12 protein-coding genes are annotated in these 20,585 nt (G+C 67.7%); 9 read left to right on the top strand and 3 right to left on the bottom strand.

Annotated features, from left to right (window positions below; translation table 11 throughout):
* Positions 1-132 precede the first annotated feature (132 nt).
* The 3 genes from Q0S71_RS20310 to Q0S71_RS20320 are packed head-to-tail and all read right to left on the bottom strand — an operon-like array spanning position 133 to position 2,601.
* Positions 133-1,389, bottom strand: a complete 1,257-nt coding sequence (locus tag Q0S71_RS20310) for a HAMP domain-containing sensor histidine kinase (RefSeq protein WP_295999861.1) — start codon at positions 1,387-1,389, stop codon at positions 133-135.
* The gene (locus Q0S71_RS20315) at positions 1,389-2,108 is read right to left on the bottom strand and encodes a response regulator transcription factor (protein WP_295999862.1); all 720 of its coding nucleotides are present in this window, start codon (positions 2,106-2,108) and stop codon (positions 1,389-1,391) included. The genes Q0S71_RS20310 and Q0S71_RS20315 overlap by 1 nt, the downstream gene beginning before the upstream one ends.
* A 19-nt stretch (positions 2,109-2,127) precedes the next feature.
* Entirely contained in the window at positions 2,128-2,601 is a 474-nt protein-coding gene (locus Q0S71_RS20320; RefSeq protein ID WP_295999863.1) for a Spy/CpxP family protein refolding chaperone, read from the bottom strand.
* A 438-nt stretch (positions 2,602-3,039) separates the two neighbouring features.
* On the opposite strand from Q0S71_RS20320, the gene Q0S71_RS20325 reads away from it, so the two are divergent.
* From Q0S71_RS20325 to Q0S71_RS20365, 9 genes are all read left to right on the top strand, one after another.
* Complete coding sequence (locus Q0S71_RS20325) at positions 3,040-4,518, top strand: efflux RND transporter periplasmic adaptor subunit (protein WP_295999864.1); 1,479 nt, start codon at positions 3,040-3,042, stop codon at positions 4,516-4,518.
* 30 nt (positions 4,519-4,548) lie between these two features.
* A complete protein-coding gene (locus Q0S71_RS20330; protein ID WP_295999865.1) occupies positions 4,549-7,665 on the top strand; it encodes an efflux RND transporter permease subunit in 3,117 nt (1,038 codons plus the stop codon).
* Entirely contained in the window at positions 7,662-10,967 is a 3,306-nt protein-coding gene (locus tag Q0S71_RS20335) for an efflux RND transporter permease subunit (protein ID WP_295999866.1), read from the top strand. The genes Q0S71_RS20330 and Q0S71_RS20335 overlap by 4 nt, the downstream gene beginning before the upstream one ends.
* The gene (locus Q0S71_RS20340) at positions 10,964-12,409 is read left to right on the top strand and encodes an efflux transporter outer membrane subunit (protein WP_295999867.1); all 1,446 of its coding nucleotides are present in this window, start codon (positions 10,964-10,966) and stop codon (positions 12,407-12,409) included. Before Q0S71_RS20335 ends, Q0S71_RS20340 begins: the two co-directional genes overlap by 4 nt.
* Before the next feature lie 275 nt (positions 12,410-12,684).
* Positions 12,685-16,374 carry a chemotaxis protein CheB gene (locus tag Q0S71_RS20345; RefSeq protein WP_295999868.1) on the top strand — a complete coding sequence of 1,230 codons (3,690 nt, stop codon included), beginning with the start codon at positions 12,685-12,687 and terminating at the stop codon, positions 16,372-16,374.
* Between the two features lie 70 nt (positions 16,375-16,444).
* Positions 16,445-18,586: a S46 family peptidase gene (locus Q0S71_RS20350; RefSeq protein WP_295999869.1), complete on the top strand. Its 2,142-nt coding sequence runs from the start codon at positions 16,445-16,447 to the stop codon at positions 18,584-18,586.
* Between the two features lie 2 nt (positions 18,587-18,588).
* On the top strand, positions 18,589-19,248 hold the full coding sequence (pnuC, locus tag Q0S71_RS20355; protein ID WP_295999870.1) for a nicotinamide riboside transporter PnuC: 660 nt from the start codon (positions 18,589-18,591) through the stop codon (positions 19,246-19,248).
* The gene (locus Q0S71_RS20360) at positions 19,245-19,757 is read left to right on the top strand and encodes an ATP-binding protein (RefSeq protein WP_295999871.1); all 513 of its coding nucleotides are present in this window, start codon (positions 19,245-19,247) and stop codon (positions 19,755-19,757) included. The genes pnuC and Q0S71_RS20360 overlap by 4 nt, the downstream gene beginning before the upstream one ends.
* A gap of 74 nt (positions 19,758-19,831) precedes the next feature.
* The gene (locus Q0S71_RS20365) at positions 19,832-20,548 is read left to right on the top strand and encodes a hypothetical protein (RefSeq protein ID WP_295999872.1); all 717 of its coding nucleotides are present in this window, start codon (positions 19,832-19,834) and stop codon (positions 20,546-20,548) included.
* Positions 20,549-20,585: the final 37 nt, after the last annotated feature.

Genomic DNA, 20,585 nt, shown 5'->3' on the forward strand with positions numbered 1-20,585 from the left:
GAGGGCGCGGCGCCAGCGCCGCCGTGAGTCCGCGCCAGTGACTTGGGGTCAGACCCCGCTGTCGCCGGCGCCGACTTCCGGCCGCTGAACGGTGGCGGGGTCTGACCCCGATGTTGAGCCGCCGGCCGTCGCTCAGCGCGGCGCCGGCCGCGCCGGCAGCGTCACCACAAACCCGCTGCGGCCATCGGCCATCGCCACGCAGCGCGCTTCACCGCCATGGCGCCGCGCGATCTGCCGCACCAGCGCCAGGCCCAGTCCCGTGCCGCCACCGTGCGCGCCGGGACGCCGGTAAAACGGCTCGAACACCCGCTCAAACTCGGCCACCGGAATTCCCGGCCCGCTATCCCACACCCACAGCGTCAACATTCCCGCCGCGTCGCTGGCGATCCGCACCGACGTCGGCGCCACGCCGTGCCGCCGCGCGTTCTCCAGCAAATTGCGCAGCACCCGGCGCAGCAGCCGCGCGTCGCCGCTGACCAGCGCCGGCCCGGCCGCCAGCCGCGCATCGAGCTGCACATCGTCATACCGCGCGCACTCTTCCGCCGCCAGCGCCAGCAGGTCGATCTCCTCGTGGTCCATGCGGTCGCTGGCCGCGCCCAGCCGGCTGGCCAGCAAAATCTCGTCGAGCAGGTGATCGAGTTCGGCGATGTCCTGTTCCAGCCCGGCCTTGCGTTTGCCGTCGATCGATTCCTTGACCAGCTCCAGCGCCAGCCGGATGCGCGCCAGCGGCGTGCGCAATTCGTGCGAGGCGTTGGCCAGCAGCGCCTTGTGCGCGCCGACCAGCTGCTCGATCTGATTGGCGGCGCGGTTGAAGCTGTGCGCCAGCGCCGCCACCTCGTCGCGGCCCTCGACCGCCACCCGCGCCGTCAGGTCGCCCGCGCCCAGCGATTCGACGCCGCGCTGCAGCCGCTCCAGGCGCCGCGTCAAATGCCGCACGATGGGGAACGCGCCGACGCCGATGGCCAGCGCCAGTATCAGCAGCAGCGTGTGCATCAGCAGCTTGGGCTGGATGTAGCCGAGCGGCTGGCTCGATAGCAGCCGCCGGCCATCGGCCGCGCGCAGGCTGTAGTAGGGCGGCGGGCCGGCCAGCGCCGTCATCCTCCATTGCGGCCGCGCGATGGGCTGGCCTACCGCCGCCAGCAAGCGCCAGTCCGCGCTGTACAAGCTGATGTCGGCGCCCAGCCCGCGCGCCACGCGTTCGAGCGCGGCCTGCTGCTCGGCGGGCGGCGCGTCGGCCGGCGCCAGCACGTTCTGCACGATCTGGCCCATCGTCGCGCCGGCCCGCTCCATCGGCCCGCCGGCGCGGTGCCAGACGAACACCGTGGCCAGCGCGAACAGCAGCAGGCTGCCCATCAGCGCCAGGTAAAAACGGATGTACAGGCGCGGCATCAATCCTGCACCTTGGCGAACACGTAGCCGGCGCCGCGCACGGTGATGATGCGGCGCGGTTTTTTCGGATCGTCTTCGACGGCGGCGCGGATGCGCGACATGTGGACGTCGATCGAGCGGTCGAAGGCTTCGAGCTGCTCGCCCTTGACCAGTTCCATCAGCGTCTCGCGCGACAGCACGCGGCCGGCGTTGCGCGCCAGCGCGAGCAGCAGCTCGTATTGGTAGGCGGTGAGCTCGCACGGCGCGCCGGCCAGCGTGACGGCGTGGGCGTCGGGCGCGATTTCCAGGCGGCCGTAGCGCAGCGTGGTGGCGCCGCCGCCATGGGCGCCGGCGCGCCCGCCATCGACGTCGACGCGCCGGCGCAGGATGGCGCGCAGCCGCGCCAGCAGCTCGCGCGGCTCGAAGGGCTTGGGCAGGTAGTCGTCGGCGCCCAGTTCGAGGCCGACGATGCGGTCGATGGCGTCGCCGCGCGCCGTCAGCATCAGCACCGGCGTGTCGTGGGCGGCGCGCAGCTGGCGGCAGACGTCGAGACCATCCATATCGGGCAGCATCAGGTCGAGGATGACGGCGTTGAACGGCGCGCCCGCCGTGCGCAGCAGTTCCAGCGCGGCCTGTCCCAGCGCCGCGTGCGTGACGCGCAGGCCGGCCTGGCCCAGATACTCTTGCAGCATCTCGGCCAGGCGCGGGTCGTCTTCCACCAATAAAATATGTTCGCTCATGCGGCTGATTCTAATGCCTCTAACCGTGCATGGCGCGCATGCCGTGCATTTTGCTGAAATGGTCGGCCAGCTTTTGGCGCTGGGCCGGCGTCAGCACGTCGCCGACGTCGGCCAGCAGCTGCACGATGCGCTTAGAGGCCTGGTCGGCCAGCGCCATGTTTTGCGCGCGCGCCGATTCCATCGCCGCGCGGTCCAGCGTCGGCTGCGTCAGCAGCGCGATGGCTTGCCGGTGCCCGGCCAGCAGCTGCTGGTGCAGCGGCTTCAGATCCTGCAAGGCCTGATGCACCAGCGGGTCGATTTGGGTTTTTTGCGCGTCGGTGGCGTCGAGGTCCACATATAAGTGTTTCAGCGCGTGGTCGATGTGGGCCGTCATGTCGCCGTGCTGGCCGTGGCCCGGCATGGCGACTTCGCCGGCGGCGAACGCGCCGACGCCGGCCGCCAGCGCGGCGCCGAGAACGAAGGCGGAGAGGGTGCCGCGGTTGAAGATGTTCATCGCATATCCTTGTCAGTAGGGTGGAGGGTGGAGGGATCGTTAAAGAGACAACGCCCCCACTGTGCGCCCGCCGCGTCAAGGCGGCGTGTCGGCCGCGTAAAGATTTGTAAAGCGCGCAGACCCGTGCCGGGGAGTGACTCACAAATTTGTAGCGGCTTTGTATCTCGCCCACACGCGCGCGAAAAATCCGGGCAAACTCGCATGCCGCGCCCGGATCGAACCGGGGACCACGGTCGGGACCAAGCCGATTCGTCCCGCGCCAGCCCGACATGGGATGGCTTTATTGTTTCACTTTGAGCCACTAAAATAGCGCTCTTATGCTAGAGTCCCCGCATCGAACCGACCAGGCATGGTGCCGCGGCTCGCAATGCAACGATGCCGGCATCATCGGCCAGTACAAAAAACGCCGCGCTGACGCGGCCCAAATAAGGATAAGTGATGGATTCGCACGCAACGCCCGCAGCATTGACCAGCCCCCCACCGCAACAGAGCAAGCGTAAAAAAATCGTGCGCAACCTGATCGCCATCGCCGTGATGGCCGCGCTGGGCGGCTTCGCCTGGCACCTGACGCACCGCAGCGACGAGGCGGCCGGCGGCAAGGGCGGTCCCGGCGGCGCGGGCGGACGGCGCGGCGGCCCCGGCGGCCCGGGCGGCGAAGTGGCCAGCACGGTGGGCGTGGCGGCGGCGGAAAAGGCCGACGTGCCGGTGGTGCTCGACGCCCTCGGCACCGTCACGGCGGCAGCCACCGCCACGGTGCGCGCGCAAGTGTCGGGCATTTTGCAGAAGGTGCTGTTCACCGAGGGCCAGATGGTCAAGGCCGGCCAGGTGCTGGCGCAGATCGATCCGCGCCAGTTCGAGATGGCGCTGCTGCAGGCCACCGGCCAGCGCCAGCGCGACGAGGCCCAGCGCGACATCGCCAAACTGACGCTGACGCGCTATCAAACGTTGCTGACGCAAGACTCGATCGCGCGCCAGGACGTCGACACCCAGGCCGCGCTGGTCAAACAGCTCGACGGCACCGTCAAGACCGACCTCGCCGCCGAAGGCGCGGCGCGCCTGAACCTGGGCTACACCAAGGTGATCGCGCCGATCAGCGGCCGCGTGGGCCTGCGCGTGGTCGACATCGGCAATCTGGTCGGCTCCGGCGACGCCAACGGCCTGGCCGTCATCACGGAGCTGTCGCCGATCGACGTCGAATTCTCGATCCCGCAGGATAACGTGCCGGAAGTGCAGCAGCGCGCCATCGCCGGCGCCGCGCTGCCGGCCATCGCGCTCGATCGCACCCGCGTCAATACGCTCGACAGCGGCCGCTTCGCCGCGCTCGACAACCAGGTCGACACGCAGACCGGCACCGTCAAGGCCAAGGCGCGTTTCGCCAACACCAAGTTCGCGCTGTTCCCCAGCCAGTTCGTCAACGTGCGCCTGCAACTGCGCACCATCAAGGACGCCGTGATGGTGCCGGTGACGGCGCTGCGCCACGGTTCCAACGGCGACTTCGTCTACGTGCTCAAGGCCGACAAAACCGTCTCGCTGCGTCCCGTCACGCGCGGCCAGGCCACCGTCGACAAAATCCAGATCGTCACCGGCCTGCAAGTGGGCGAACAAGTCATCACCGAAGGCGCCGACCGTCTGAAGGACGGCGCCAAGGTGATCCTGCCGGGCGACAAACCCCGTGGCGCCGGCGGCAAAGGCGGCAAGGGTCGCGGCGCAGCCGATGCTCCGGCCGCAGCCAGTGCAGCCACCGCAGCCAATGCCACCAACGCCACCAACGCCGCCACGGCGGCCGATGCGACGGCCGCCGCCAAGTCGGCCGCCGCCGCCGCTGCCGCCGCCAGCGACGCCGCTTCCTCCGACGCGGCCGCGCACCATCATCACCGCCGCGACGCATCGGCGGCCGCATCGGCGCCAGCTCAGTAATGGCGCCTTTGAATCGACAGGTATAAGACTATGAGTCCCTCAGCACCCTTTATCCAGCGGCCGGTAGCGACTTCGCTGCTGATGCTGGCCATCGTATTGGCCGGCGTCGTCGGCTTCAAGTTCCTGCCGCTGTCGGCGCTGCCGCAGGTCGACTTCCCGACCATCCAGGTGCAGACGCTGTATCCCGGCGCCAGTCCCGAAGTGATGGGCCAGACCGTGACCGCGCCGCTGGAACGCCAGTTCGGCGAGATGGCCGGGCTGGCGCGCATGAGCTCCACCAGCGCCGCCGGCGTCTCCATCATCACGCTGCAATTTGGCCTCGGCCAGACGCTCGACGTGGCGGAGCAGGAAGTGCAGGCCGCCATCAACGCCGGCAACTCGCTGCTGCCGACCGACCTGCCGGCGCCGCCGGTGTACGCCAAGGTCAACCCGGCCGACGCGCCGGTGCTGACGCTGGCGATCACCTCCGACACCATGCCGCTGACCGATGTGCAAAACATCGTCAACACGCGCCTGGCGCTGAAAATCAGCCAGGTCAGCGGCGTCGGCCTGGTCACGCTCAACGGCGGCCAGCGTCCGGCCGTCCGGATCCAGGCCGACACCCAGGCCATGGCGTCCTACGGCCTCGGTCTGGACACGCTGCGCACCGCCATCACGGCGGCCAACGCCAACGGCGCCAAGGGCAATTTCGACGGCCCCACGCGTGCCTACAGCATCAACGCCAACGACCAGCTGGTCGCGGCCAGCGAATACAAGGACTTGATCCTGTCGTATAAAAACGGCGCGCCGGTGCGGCTCAAGGACGTCGCCCAGGTGATCGACGGCGCCGAAAACATGGAGCTCGGCGCCTGGGCCGGCACCAAGCCCGCCATCATTCTGAACGTGCAGCGCCAGCCCGGCGCCAACGTCATCGCCACCGTCGACGCCATCAAACAGCGCCTGCCCGAGCTGCGCGCCGCGCTGCCGGCCGCCATGAAGGTCGAGGTGCTGAGCGACCGCACCACCGGCATCCGCGCCTCCGTCGAACACGTCGAGACCGAACTGCTGCTGGCCGTGCTGCTGGTGGTGCTGGTGATCTTCGCCTTTTTGCACAGCGTGCGCGCCACCGTGATCGCCAGCCTGTCGGTGCCGATCTCGCTGATCGGCACCTGCGGCGTCATGTATTTGCTCGGCTATAGCCTGAACAACCTGTCGCTGATGGCGCTGACCATCGCCACCGGTTTCGTCGTCGACGACGCCATCGTCATGATCGAAAACATCGCCCGCTACATCGAGGAGGGCGAGTCGCCGATGGCCGCCGCCCTGAAGGGCGCGACCCAGATCGGCTTCACCATCATTTCGCTGACCGTGTCGCTGATCGCCGTGCTGATCCCGCTGCTGTTCATGGGCGACGTGGTCGGCCGCCTGTTCCGCGAATTCGCTATTTCGCTGGCGATCACGATCCTGATCTCGGCCGTGGTCTCGCTGACGCTGGTGCCGATGATGTCGGGCCGCTGGCTCAAGCCGCACGGCGAAGAAAAGCAGACCGCCTTCGGCCGCCGCTTCCAGCAGTTCTTCGACTGGGTGATCGGCCACTACGACCGTTCGCTGACGTGGGTGCTGAACCGCCAGGGCCTGACGCTGATCGTCGCGCTGGCGACGCTGCTGCTGACCGCCTTGCTCTACCTCGTCATTCCCAAGGGCCTGTTCCCGACCCAGGACACCGGCCAGCTGCAGGCGCGCATCGAAACCACGCGGGCCGTGTCCTACACCCGCATGGCGCAGTTGCAGCAGGACGCCGCGCGCGCCATCCTGGCCGATCCCGACGTCGAGACCCTCAGTTCCGTGGTCGGCGTCGACGCCGCCAACAACACCATGCTCAATACCGGCAGCATGCTGATTAACCTCAAGCACGCGCGCACCACCAGCCAGCCGGAGACGATGGAGCGCCTGCGCCGCCGCGTGGCCGAGGTGCCGGGCCTGATCCTGTATCTGCAACCGACGCAGGACTTGACCATCGACGCCGAAACCGGCCCGACCCAGTTCCGCGTGTCGGTCGAGGGCGCCGACAACGCCTCCGTCAGCGAGTGGGCCAACAAGCTGACGGCGCAGATGCGCACCAAGGCGCAGCTGCGCAACGTCACCTCCGACGTCGGCGCCAGCGCCAACGCGGCCTACGTCAGCGTCGATCGCGACAGCGCCTCGCGCCTGTCGATCAGCGCCGCCTCCATCGACGACGCCCTCTACAGCGCCTTCGGCCAGCGCATCGTCTCGACCATCTTCACCGAAACCAACCAGTACCGCGTGATCCTGGAAGCGAAGCCTGAAGGCCTGGACACGCCGGCGCTGCTGGGCAATCTGCAACTGCGCACCGGATCGGGCAAGGCCACGCCGCTGTCGGCGGTGGCCACCATCACCGAACGTTCGGCGCCGCTGCAAGTGACGCACGTGTCGCAGTATCCGGCCACCACGCTGGGCTTCGACACGGCCACCGGCGTCTCGCTCGGCACCGCCGTCGACAGCATCAAGGAGGCGGCCAAGGAAATCAACTTCCCGGCCTCGGTGACCCTGACCTTCCTCGGCGCGTCCGGCGCCTACCAGGCCTCGCTGTCGAACCAACTGTGGCTGATACTGGCCGCCGTGGTCTGCGTCTACATCGTGCTCGGCGTGCTGTATGAAAGCTATATCCACCCGCTGACGATCTTGTCGACGCTGCCGTCGGCCGGCGTCGGCGCGCTGCTGGCGCTGTGGATCAGCGGCCAGGACCTGGGCGTGATCGGCATCATCGGCATCATCCTCCTGATCGGCATCGTGAAAAAGAACGCCATCATGATGATCGACTTCGCCATCGAAGCCGAACGCGAACAGCACAAGCCGCCGCGCGAAGCGATCCACCAGGCCGCGCTGCTGCGTTTCCGTCCGATCTTGATGACGACGCTGGCCGCGCTGTTCGCCGCCGTGCCGCTGATGCTGGGCTGGGGCGAGGGCGCCGAACTGCGCCGGCCACTGGGCCTGGCCATCTTCGGCGGCCTGATAGTGAGCCAGCTGCTGACGCTGTTCACGACGCCGGTGATCTACCTCGGCTTCGACAGCCTGGCCCAGCGCGTCAACCGCCGCTTCGGCAAGAACCGCGGGCAGCCGGGCGTGCCCGAAGGCGGTGCGTCGTGAATCTGTCCGCACCGTTCGTCAAGCGGCCCATCGCCACCGTCCTGCTGACGATAGGCATCGCGCTGGCCGGCATCGGCGCCTTCTTCGTGCTGCCGGTGGCGCCGCTGCCGCAGGTCGACTTCCCCATCATCTCGGTCAGCGCCACGCTGCCCGGCGCCAGCCCGTCGACGATGGCGTCGAGCGTGTCGACGCCGCTCGAGCGCCACCTCGGCGTGATCGCCGGCGTCAACGAGATGACGTCGCAGTCGAGCACCAGCTCCACCAACGTCACCCTGCAATTCGACTTGAGCCGCAACGTCGACGCGGCCGCGCGCGAAGTGCAGGCGGCCATCAACGCCAGCCGCGCCGACCTGCCGGCCACGCTGCGCAGCAATCCGAGCTACCGCAAGGCCAACACCTCCGGCGCGCCCATCATGATTTTGGCGCTGACGTCGAAAACGCGCACGCCCGGCCAGATCTTCGACGCCGTCTCCAACATCGTGCTGCAACGGCTGTCGCAGGTGCAGGGCATAGGCGACGTGGAACTGGGCGGCAGTTCGCTGCCGGCCGTGCGCGTCGAGCTGCTGCCGTACGCGCTCAATAACTACGGCCTGTCGATGGAGGACGTGCGCGCCGCCATCCAGGCCACCAACGCCAACCGCCCGCGCGGCGCCTTGCAGGGCAGCGGCCTGCGCTTCCAGATTTATTCCGGCGCCAGCACCGCCAGCGGCGGCCGCAACGCCGCCGACTACCAGAACCTGGTGGTCGGCTGGCGCAACAACACCGCCATCCGCCTGCAGGACGTGGCGCAGGTGATCGACAGCGTCGAAGACGTCAACAACCTGGGCCTGTTCAACGGCGTGCCGGCCATCGTCGTGGTGCTGCGGCCGCAGGCCGGCGCCAACGTCATCGAAACCGTCGACAGCGTGCGCGCGCAAATGGGCGCGCTGCAAGCGCAGTTGCCGCCGGACGTGACGCTGCAAGTGGCGACCGACCGCACCAACTCGATCCGCTCCTCGCTGCACGAAATCGAGGTCACGCTGATTATTTCCATCATCCTCGTGGTGCTGGTGGTGAGCGCCTTCTTGCGCAATCTGCGCGCCACCTTCGTGCCGGCCGTGGCCACGGTGGTGTCGCTGCTCGGCACCTTCGGCGTCATGTATCTGCTCGGCTTCAGCCTGAATAATCTGAGCCTGATGGCGCTGACGGTGGCCACCGGCTTCGTCGTCGACGACGCCATCGTGGTGCTGGAAAATACCACCCGCCACATCGAGGCCGGCATGAACCGCTTGGAGGCGGCCTTGCTGGGCGCGCGCGAAGTGGGCTTCACCGTGCTGTCGATCAGCCTCTCGCTGATCGCCGTCTTCATTCCGCTGCTGTTCATGGGCGGCCAGCTCGGCGCGCTGTTCCGCGAATTCGCGGTGACGCTGTCGGCGGCGGTGATGATTTCGCTGGTGATCTCGCTGACCACCACGCCGATGCTGTGCGCCTGGCTGCTCAAGCCGGAGCACGACACCCGGCCGCCGGGGCGCGTGGCGCGCATCTTCGAGCGCGGCTTCGGCTACCTGCTGAGCACCTACGAACATGCGCTGGACTGGGCCCTGTCGAGCATCGCCCTGGTCATGCTGAGCCTCGTCTTCGTCATCGGCTTGAACATCTACCTGTTCGCGGCGATACCCAAGGGCGGCTTCCCGCAGCAGGACACCGGTCAGATTTCCGGCGGCATCCGCGCCGACCAGAGCATCTCCTTCCAGGCCATGCAGGGCAAGCTGCGCGCGCTGGTCAACATCATCAAGGACGATCCCGACGTCGACACCGTGGTCGGCTTCACCGGCGGGCGGCGCGCCGGCGGCGGCTTCATGTTCATCAGCCTGAAGCCGGCCAACCAGCGCAAGGTGGCCGGCCAGGCCGTGATCGCGCGGCTGCGTCCCAAGCTGGCGCGCGTGACCGGCGTGCAGCTGTTCCTCAGCCCCGTGCAGGACTTGCGCGCCGGCGGGCGTTCGGCCAACGCCAATTTCCAGTACACGGTCAAGAGCGACAACCAGGCCGATTTGAAACTGTGGGCCACCAAGCTGGCGGCGGCGATGAAGACCAAGAAGTCGATCACCGACGTCGATTCCGACCAGGCCGACAACGGCGTCGAAACCTTCGTCACCATCGACAAGGCCAGCGCCTCGCGCCTCGGCCTGTCGACCAAGGACGTCGACAACGCGCTCTACGACAGCTTCGGCCAGCGCCAGGTCGCCACCATCTACGATGAGCTGAACCAGTACCATGTCATCATGGAAGTGGCGCCGCAATATTCACGCAGCCCGGAAGCCTTGCGCGACCTGTATGTGCCGTCCAAGGGCCTGCCGGCGCCGACCTCCGCCAACCCGAGCGGCGCGCCGGTGGCCTCGACGGTGCCGGCCACCGGCACCACCACCGGCGCCACGGCGACCGCCAGCGCCGCCGCCAGCGGCACGCCGGCGCTGGCCGCCAACGTGGCCGCGCCGGCCGTGCGCGACGCGTCCAGCGGTTCGGCCCTGAGCACCACGCCGACGACGATGGTGCCGCTGTCGGCCATCGCCAAGTTCGCCGAAAGCTCGGCGGCGACGTCGATCAACCACCAGGACGGCGAACTGGCCACCACCATCGCCTTCAACCTGGCCGAGGGCGCCAGCCTGTCCGACGCCACGGTCGACATCAAGCAGGCCGAGGCCGACATCGCCATGCCCAACAATGTGCGCGGCGGCTTCCAGGGCACGGCGCTCCAGGCGCAGCAGGGCAACAGCGCGCTGCCGCTGCTGATCGCGGCGGCCATCGTCGTCATCTACATCGTGCTCGGCGTGCTGTACGAAAGCCTGGTCCATCCGGTGACGGTGCTGACCACGCTGCCGTCGGCCGGCGTCGGCGCCGTGCTGGCGCTGCTGATGTTCCACATGGAGTTCTCGACCATTTCCCTGATCGGCATTTTCCTCCTGATCGGCATCGTCAAGAAGAACGCGATTCTGATTATCGACTTTGCGCTCGAAGCCGAACGGGCGCGCAACCTGACGGCGCGCGAAGCGGTGCGCGAAGCGTGCCTGCTGCGCTTCCGCCCCATCCTGATGACGACCATGGCCGCCGGCCTGGGCGCCTTGCCGCTGGCGATAGGCTTCGGCGAAGGCTCGGAGCTGCGCCAGCCGCTGGGCGTGGCCATCATCGGCGGCTTGATCGCCAGCCAGCTGCTGACGCTGTTGACCACGCCGGTCGTCTACATTTTGATGGACAAGCTGCGCCGCCCCGGCCCGTCCGAACAACAACTGAGCCGCATCCATAGCGAACAGGTTACCGCATCATGAAAATCCAAGCATTCCGCAACTCCCTTCGTCTTCAGCCGCTGGCGCTGGCCCTGCTGGCCGCCTGCGCCGTCAGCGGCTGCGCCCTGGCGCCGGCCTACCACGTGCCGGCCACGCCGGCGCCGGCCGTCTACAAGGAAGGGCAGGACTGGCTGCCGGCCGCGCCAGCCGACGCGCTCGAACGCGGCCCGTGGTGGCAGTTGTTCGGCGACCCGATATTGAACGACCTCGCCGCCAGCATCGAAGTGTCGAACCAGAACATCGCCGCCGCCATCGCCAACTACGCCCAGGCGCGCGCGCTGGTGGCCGAGCAGCGCGCCTCGCTGTTCCCCAGCGTCGACCTGACCGGCGGCGCCACCCGCAGCGGCGCCGGCTCGGCCTCCAATCCGGCGGGCGGCGGCTCGACCGCCAGCAACCAGTACCGCGCCAACATCGGCGCCAGCTGGGAGCCTGACATCTGGGGCAAGCTGCGTTCCGGCGTCAACGGCGCCAGCGCCAACGCCCAGGCCAGCGCCGCCGACCTGGCCGCCGCGCGCCTGTCGGCGCAGGGCGAACTGGCCACCGACTACATCTCGCTGCGCCAGTACGACGCGCAAATCACGCTGCTGGCGTCGACCACCGACGGCTACCAGCGGGTGCTGACGATCACGCAGAACCGCTTCAACGCCGGCATCGCCGCCAAGTCCGACGTGTTGCAGGCGCAGACGCAGCTGACCAACGCCCAGATCGACCAGATCACGGCCCAGCGCCAGCGCGCCGTGCTGGAACACGCCATCGCCGTTTTGCTGGGCAAGGCGCCGGCCGAGTTCACGCTGGTCGCCGGTCCGTGGCGGGTCCAGGTGCCGGACGTGCCGCTGGGCCTGCCGTCCACCCTGTTGCAGCGCCGGCCCGACATCGCCGGCGCCGAACGCCGCGTGGCCGCCGCCAACGAGCAGATCGGCGTGGCCCGCGCCGCCTACTTCCCGGACATCAGCCTGAGCGCCTCCTACGGCTACGGCGCCAGCAAGGTGGGCGGCCTGTTCAACGCCTCCAACAACGCCTGGTCGCTGGGCCTGTCGGCGGCGCAGACGGTGTTCGACGCCGGCGCCATCTCGGCCCGCGTGACGCAGGCCGAGGCCGGCCGCGACGCCGCCATCGCCCAGTATCGCCAGACCGTGCTGGCGGCCTTCGCCGACGTCGAAAACCAGCTGACGGCCACGCGCGCGCTGATGCGGCAGCAGGATTTGTACCGCATCGCCTCCGAGGCGGCCGACCAGGTCGAGGCCCAGCTGCTGAACCGCTACCGTTCGGGCCAGGTCAGCTACACCGACGTGGTGACGGCGCAGAACACGGCGCTGGCCGCGCGGCGCGCGCTGGTGCAGGCCCAGGCCGACCGCCAGACGACGGCGGTGGCGCTGATCCAGTCGCTGGGCGGCGGCTGGCACGCGCAGGAGGGTGTGCGCTAAAGGCGCGGTCTATCACGGTAAGCGCACAATGAGCGCACAATAAGCCAGCTGCGCAGCCGGCCCGACCGCGGCCGCCGCCGCGGAACGGCCCCGATGCCGTGACGCCGGCACGGTTACGAGGAGGTGCTTGGTTTTTATGGTCGGCCTTTGTATAATCGGTTGAATAAAGTATCCAAATTTACAATTTTGGATGAATGATTCGATCGAACCACGGCAGGCCACAGCATGCGCAGTATCCGCAGCAAGTCACGCAAGAAGTCAGGCAGGAAGTCACGATGAGCAACCGCGCCGCCGATGCCCCGGTGCCGGCAGGCCTGCCGTCGCCCGCCGCCGCCCTGGTCGCCCCACCGGCCGCCAGGGCCGCCGCGCCGAGCTTGCCGGCCGTGCCCATCGTCGGCATCGGCGCCTCGGCCGGCGGCCTCGATCCCATCTGCGAACTGCTGGCCAGCGTGCAGCCGGGCAGCGGCGCCGCCTACGTCGTGATCCAGCACCTCGACCCGCTGCACAAGGGCATGCTGCCCGAACTGCTGCAACGCGTGACGGCGATGCGCGTGATCGAAATCGTCGACCGCACCGAGGTGGCGGCCGACAGCGTCTACGTGATTCCGCCCAATACCGACCTCGGTTTCGCCGACGGCCTGCTGGTGCTGCAAGTGCCGCAGCAGGAGCGCGGCCACCGCCTGCCCATCGACACCTTTTTCCAGGCGCTGGCGCGCGAGCGCGGCGAGCTGGCCGCCGGCGTCGTCTTGTCCGGCATGGGCGGCGATGGCACGCTCGGCCTGCAAGCGATCAAGCAGCACGGCGGCCTGACGCTGGCGCAGCTGCCGTCGTCGGCCAAGTTCGACCCCATGCCGCGCAGCGCCATCGCCGCCGGCGCCGCCGACCTGGTGGCGCTGCCGGTCGATATGCCGGCCCATATCCTGGCCTACCGGCGGCCGCTGAAATTGCCGCTGCCCTTGCTGGCGCAGCGGCGCGACAGCCTCCACGAGCTGTTCCAGCTGCTGCTGGCGCAGACCGGCGCCAACTTCGCCGACTATAAACTGAACACGGTGCTGCGCCGCATCGAGCGCCGCATCAAGCTGCAACAACTGCGCACGCTGGAGCAATATGTCGATCACCTGCATCAGAATCCGGCCGAAGTCGAGCTGCTGTTCAAGGAACTGCTGATCGGCGTGACGCAGTTCTTCCGCGACCAGAAAATATGGGAGCACATGGCGTCGACGGCGCTGCCGCAGCTGCTGACGGCCCATCCGCAGGGACTGGCGCTGAAGGCCTGGATACCGGCCTGCTCGACCGGCGAGGAAGCCTATTCGCTGGCCATCGTGTTCCAGGAGGTGATAGAGCGGCTCGCGCCCAAGGCCCGCTACACGCTGCAGATTTTCGCCACCGACCTCGATCCCGACGCCATCGCCCGCGCCCGCACCGGCGTGTTCGCCGCCACCATCGAGGCCGACGTCTCCACCGAGCGCCTGCAGCGCTATTTCCTGCCGACGGAGAAGGGCTACCGCATCCGCAAGGATCTGCGCAATTCCATCATTTTCGCGCAGCAGAACGTGATTTCCGACCCGCCGTTCACCAAGCTCGATATACTGTGCTGCCGCAATCTGCTGATCTACTTTAATCCGACCCTGCAAGAGCAGCTCATTCCGCTGTTCCACTACGCGCTCAAGGACAGGGGCTTGCTGATGCTGGGCAGCGCCGACACGCCGGGCCGTTTCAACGACCTGTTCTCACCGCTATCGGGCAACGGCCGCATCTACCGCCGGCTCGACGCGTCGGTGCAGCGCGTGGCCCACTACTTCCCGACGCGCGATGCCAGCGTGGTCCTTCCCCCACCCAGCGAAACGAGAAGCGTCGCCATGACCGGTAATCTGCAATCCCAGCTTGAACAACTGCTGCTGAAAAAGCACACGCCCGCCTGCGTGGTGCTCAACACGCTGGGCGACATCCTCTACATCCACGGCCGCACGGGCGCTTTTTTGGAGCCGGCCGCCGGCAAGGCCAACTGGAACATCCATGCGATGGCGCGCGACGGCTTGCGCTACGAGCTGGCCGACCTGATCAAGCGCGCCGGCGAGGCCGACGGCCTGATCGCCAAGCGCGGCCTGATCGTCAGCGACGACGCCGGCCAGACCCAGGCGCTCGACCTGACGGCCGAGGCCATCGGCGTGACCGACGCGCTGGCCGGCATGATCGTCATCACCTTCGCCGCCGTGGCGCTGCCGCCGGCCAAGCGCCGTTCGCGCGCCACCAATCCGCTGCTGATCGAGCTCGAACAGCAGCTGGCCCAGGCCCGCCTCGAAATCCAGGCCGTGCGCGACGAGATGCAGGCCTCGCGCGAAGAACTCAAGTCGGCCAACGAGGAACTGCAATCGACCAACGAGGAACTGCAATCGACCAACGAGGAACTGACCACGTCGAAGGAGGAAATGCAGTCCCTGAACGAGGAACTCTACACCGTCAACGCCGAGCTGCAATCGAAGGTCGACGACCTGTCGCTGGTCAACGGCGACATGAAGAATCTGCTCAACAGCACCGACATCGCCACCATCTTCCTCGACAATAATCTGCGCACCCGCCGCTTCACCAACCAGGCCACGCAGATTTACAAGCTGATCCCGAGCGATTTGAACCGGCCGCTGAGCGACATCGCCACCGAGCTGCAATACCCGGAACTGGCGCGCGATGCGCAGGGAGTGCTGCGCACCCTGCTGTTCAGCGAGCGCCAGACCGCCACCGGCGACGGCCGCATGATCGTCAGCGACATCAGCGACCGCGATCTGCGCGAGGACGGCCGCCGGCGCGCCTACGCGGTGCTCGACAACATCGACGAGGCGGTCATGGTGACCGACGCCGCCAACCGCATCGTCGCCGTCAACCCGGCCTTCAGCCGCATCACCGGCTTCCTGGCCGAGGAAACGCTGGGCCGCGACCCCTCCTTCCTCGGGCGCGGCATCAATCCGCCGAAACTGCACGCGGCGGCGTGGCGCGCCTTGCTGGGGCAGGGCCGCTGGCACGGCGAAGTGGTCAACGCGCGCAAGGACGGCACCACCTTCGTGGCCGGCATGTCGTTGACGGCGATGCGCGCCGACGACGGCGCGATCGGCAATTTCGTCGCCGTGTTTTCCGACATCAGCGCCCGCAAGCAGTCCGAAACGGCCTTGCAGGAACTGACGCGCGAACTCGATGCGCGCGTGCTGGCGCGTACCGCCGAGCTGACCGACGCCAACCGCAAGCTGATGTTGGAAGTGGCCGAGCGCATCCGCGCCGAGGCGGCGCTGCGCCGCTCGCGCGAGCAGATGCGCCAGCTGGCCGAGCATCTGGCGACGGTCAAGGAAAACGAGCGGCGCCGCATCGCCCGTGAAATCCACGACGAACTGGGACAGAACCTGCTGGCGCTGCGCATCGATATTTCAATGCTGCGGGCCCGCACCGAGAGCACGCATCCGCGCCTGCACAAGCGCGTCAACGCGGTGCTGCAGAATGTCGACACGACGATACGCAGCGTGCGCGGCATCATGAACGAACTGCGCCCGCCGGTGCTGGACCTCGGTTTGCAGGCGGCCATCGAATGGCAGGTCGGCGAATTCCGCAAGCGCAGCGGGTTGGTCTGCCAGCTGGTGATGCCGGACGGCGCGGTGTTCGCGGCGATCCCGGCGGAGGTGGAAATCGTGCTGTTCCGCAGCCTGCAGGAATCGCTGACCAATGTGCAGCGCCATTCCAGCGCCACGCAGGTCGAAGTGCGGCTGGCGCTCAGCGAGGGCAGGCTGGCGCTGAGCGTGAGCGACAACGGCCTCGGCATCGCGCCCGAGCAGCGCGCTAAAAACGGTTCCTTCGGCTTGATCGGCATCGGCGAGCGGGTGGGCGCGCTGGGCGGACGCTTCGACATCGGCGCCTATGCCGCCGGCAGCGGCTGCACCTTGACGATGAGCTTCGCCTTGCCGGGCCAGGCGCTGGCGCTGTAGGCGCCCGCCGCTTATGGACTGCGGCTGGACTGGTATACTGCCGCAGCGTTTTTAATCCGAGGCCACCATCTTGCTGAAATATTTATTCCTCCCCGCCGCACTGCTGTGCGCCGCCGCGCACGCCGATGAAGGCCAGTGGCAACCCTACCAGCTGCCGCAGCTGAAATCCGAATTGAAGCGGGTCGGCATCACGATCCCGGCCGAACAACTGGCCGACCTGTCGCGCCATCCGATGAGCGCCATGGTGTCGCTGGGCGGCTGCTCGGCCGCCTTCGTGTCCGACGCGGGCCTGATCGTCACCAACCACCACTGCGGCTACGGCGCGATCCAGCGCAACTCGACGCCGCAGCACAACTACATCGCCGACGGCTACCTGGCCCACAGCCGCGCCGAGGAACTGGCCGGCGGCCCGAACACGCTGGTCTACCTGACCGACAAGGTCGACAACGTCACCGCGCGCGTGCTGGCCGGCCTGGGCGCCGGCATGAGCGGGCGCGCCCGCCACGAAGCCGTCGAGGGCCACATCAAGGCCATCATCGCCGAATGCGAAAGCGACCCGGCCTACCGCTGCTCGGTGCCGGCCTTCCATCGCGGCCTCGAATATTATCGCGTGCGCCAGATGCTGATCCGCGACGTGCGCCTGGTGTACGCGCCGGCCAACGCCATCGGCGATTTCGGCGGCGACATCGACAACTACGAGTGGCCGCGCCACGTCGGCGACTACGCCTTCCTGCGCGCCTACGTCGGCAGGGACGGCCGGCCGGCCGATCCGTCGCCGGACAACCTGCCCTATCACTCGAAGGACTTCCTGGTGGTGTCGGCCGAAGGCTTGAAGAACGGCGATCCGATACTGCTGGCCGGTTATCCCGGCCGCACCAGCCGCTACAAGCTGGCCAGCGAAGTGCGCGCCGCGCGCGACGCGGCCTATCCGGCCAAGGTGGCCGAGCTGCGCGCGGACCTCGACGTGATCGGCGCCGCCAGCGCCGGCAATCCGGCCGACGTGGTGCGCTACGCCAGCGTCGTCAAGAGCATCAACAACGTGATGAAGAAAACCCAGGGCCTGCTGGACGGCTTCGCGCGCAAGGACATCGCCGCCATCAAGGACGTGCAGGACGCCGGCTTCCGCGCCTGGTACGCGCAACAGCCCGACGCCGCGCCGGCCATGCTCAGGGAACTCGACGCCGTCATCGGCGCCGACCTCGCGCTGGCCGACGAGGAATTCGGCTGGTCCGTCGCCACCAATAGCGAGCTGCTGAAAAGCGCGCGCAGCCTGTATCGGCTGGCGCTGGAGCGGCGCCAGCCGGACGCCGAGCGCGAGCCCGGCTTCCAGCAGCGCGACGCGGCCTTCATCAAGGCGCGCCTGAACCGGCTGGAGCAGTCCTACGCCGGCGCGGTCGACCAGGCCCGCTACGTCGCCGGCCTGCGGCGCTATGGGGCGCTGGCGCCGGCCATGCACGTGCGGGGACTCGACGCCCTGCTGCCGGCGGCCGACGCGGTGCCGGCGCTGTATCAGCGCTCGCAGCTCGGCGACACCGCGCGCCGCGTGGCGTGGATGGACCAGGACGCGGCGGCGATCGCGGCATCGGACGACGCCTTCCTGAAACTGGCGGTGACCTTGAACGACGTCGCGCTGGCGCTGGAGCACCGCCGCAAGGAAGTCGACGGCAACCTCGAACTCGTGATCCCGCAATACATGCAGGCCGTGATCGCGTGGAAGCAATCGCAGGGCAAGCCGGTCTACGCCGACGCCAATTCGACGCTGCGCGTGACCTTCGGCACCGTCTCGGCCTACGCGCCGCGCGACGGCGTCACCAAGGGCCCGTTCACGACCATCGAAGGCATCGCCGAAAAGAACACCGGCAAGGCGCCGTTCGACGCGCCGCAGGCGCTGCTCGACGCCATCGCCCAGAAGCGTTACGGCCAGTTCAAGGACCCGGCGCTGGGCACCGTGCCGGTCGATTTCCTGACCAGCGCCGACACCACCGGCGGCAATTCCGGTTCGGCCGTGATGAACCGGCGCGGCGAATTAATCGGCCTCAATTTCGACTCGACCTATGAATCGATCACCAAGGACTGGTACTTCGACCCCGCCATCACGCGCGCCATCCATCTCGACATCCGCTACATGCTGTGGGTGATGAAGGAAGTCGACCACGCCGACAACGTGATCGCCGAGATGACGGTGAAATATCCGAAGCACGGCAAGCGCTAGGCATGAACGACCCCTTTGTCCTGCTGGGCTTTGGCACCACGCCGCTGGAACTGGTCTCGTTCCTGCTGTCGGTGCTGACGGTCTGGCTCAACATCCGCCAGAACCACTGGGCCTGGCTGTTCTCGATACTCTCGTCGGCCCTGTATGGACTGGTGTTCCTCGACGCGCGGCTGTACGGCGACATGGGGCTGCAACTGGTCTTCATCGTGGTCTCGGTGTGGGGCTGGTATCAGTGGCTGCACGGGGGCGAACATCATGACGCGCTGCGCGTGTCGCGCCTCGATGGGCGCGGCCGCGTGGCCGCCGTCGCCGGCTGGCTGTGCGGCTTCGCGGCGCTGGCGTGGTTCCTGAAATCGTACACCGACACCGACGTGCCCTACGCCGACGGCTTCCTCACCGCCGGCAGCCTGGTGGGGCAGTTCCTGCTGTCGCGTAAAAAAGTCGAGAACTGGCATGTGTGGATCATCGTCGACGTGCTGTATGTGGCGCTCTACCTGCACAAGCACCTGACGCTGACGGCGATCCTGTCGGCGGTGTTCGTGGCGATGGCGGTGATCGGCCTGCGCGCGTGGCGCGGCGCCGCTTCCGATGGCGACGGCGGCGAGGAGGGCGAACACGGAGGCGATCGGCGCGATGTGGCGGCGGGCATGGTGCTGAAATGAAGGCGCTGCGCGTGGCCATCGTCGGCACCGCGTCGTCCGGAAAGTCGACCCTGGCCGCCGCGCTGGCGACCCGTTATCAGACCGTCTGGGTGCGCGAATACCTGCGCGAATTCGTCGACGTGCAAGCCCGCGTGCCGGTGGCGGCGGACCAGTTCCCCATCGCCAGCATGCAGGTCGCGCGCGAGGAGGCGGCGCTGGCCGGCGCCCGCCGCTACCTGTTTTGCGACACCACGCCGCTGATGACGGCGATCTACAGCCGCCATTATTTTCACGGTATCGACGCGCGGCTGGCCGCCCTGGTCGAGCGCCACCGCTACGATGTCACGCTGGTCTGCGCGCCCGATATCCCGTGGGTGGCGGACGGCTTGCAGCGCGAGTCCGAAGACGTCAGCCGCATCGTCGACGCCATGCTGTTCGAGGAGCTCGAGGCGAGGGCGATTCCCTACCTGCTGGTGTCGGGCAGCCTCGATGCGCGCCTGGCGCAGGTGGAAGAACTGCTACAGAATTAATTTTTGTATTGCCAAGCCATGCGGTGCGCGCTAAATTGAGGGCCGTTCCGAACAAGCCGTGTCAAAGGCCACCCATGAAGAAGCTGGTCCTGCTGGCAGCGATCCTGCCGCAGTTTGCGCTGGCCGACACCGGCTATTACCTGGTGTCGACCTACGATGTCGAGGGACAGACGTCGATCGATTACAAATACTGGAACGCCCACTACGCCGCGCTCACCGTGGCCGCGCCGGAGATCGGCGTCGGCTACGGCGTGACGTCGCGCTGGTACACGGAGCTTTACGCGACGGCGGTCAAGATCAACGGCGGCGGCAGCAAGTGGCACGAGACGGCGTGGCAGAACGACTTCATGCTCACCCAGGGCCAGTACGATTTCGACCTGGCGCTGCATACGAAGATCGAGCGTCCGCGCACCAGCAGCGAGGGATACGGCGTGGAATTCGGGCCGGTGCTGCAAACGGAAATCGGGCGCACGCAATTGAATTTCAATGTGTTTTTCCAGCGCGATTACCGGACCGATGAAAGTAATCCCTTGCAGCTGACGTACCAGTGGCAGGTCAAGCATCGCTGGAAAAGCTGGTTCCAGCCGGGCTTGCAGGGTTTCGGCGAAGTGGGGAAGTGGGATAGTCCGCTGCCGCGCGACCAGCAATCGCACCGCATCGGGCCGGCGTTTTTCGGCAGCCGCGACGTCGGCGCCAAGCAGGAGCTCAAGTACGAAGCGGCTTACCTGTTCGGCAAAAATTCGGACCGCCCCGCGAAGAGCTTCACGATGCGGGTCCAGTACATCTTCTAAGGCCCCCATGCCACGCGGTGCGAAAACGGGGACGGAA

It is taken from the genome of Rugamonas sp., from assembly GCF_025354735.1.
GTDB lineage: Bacteria > Pseudomonadota > Gammaproteobacteria > Burkholderiales > Burkholderiaceae_D > Rugamonas.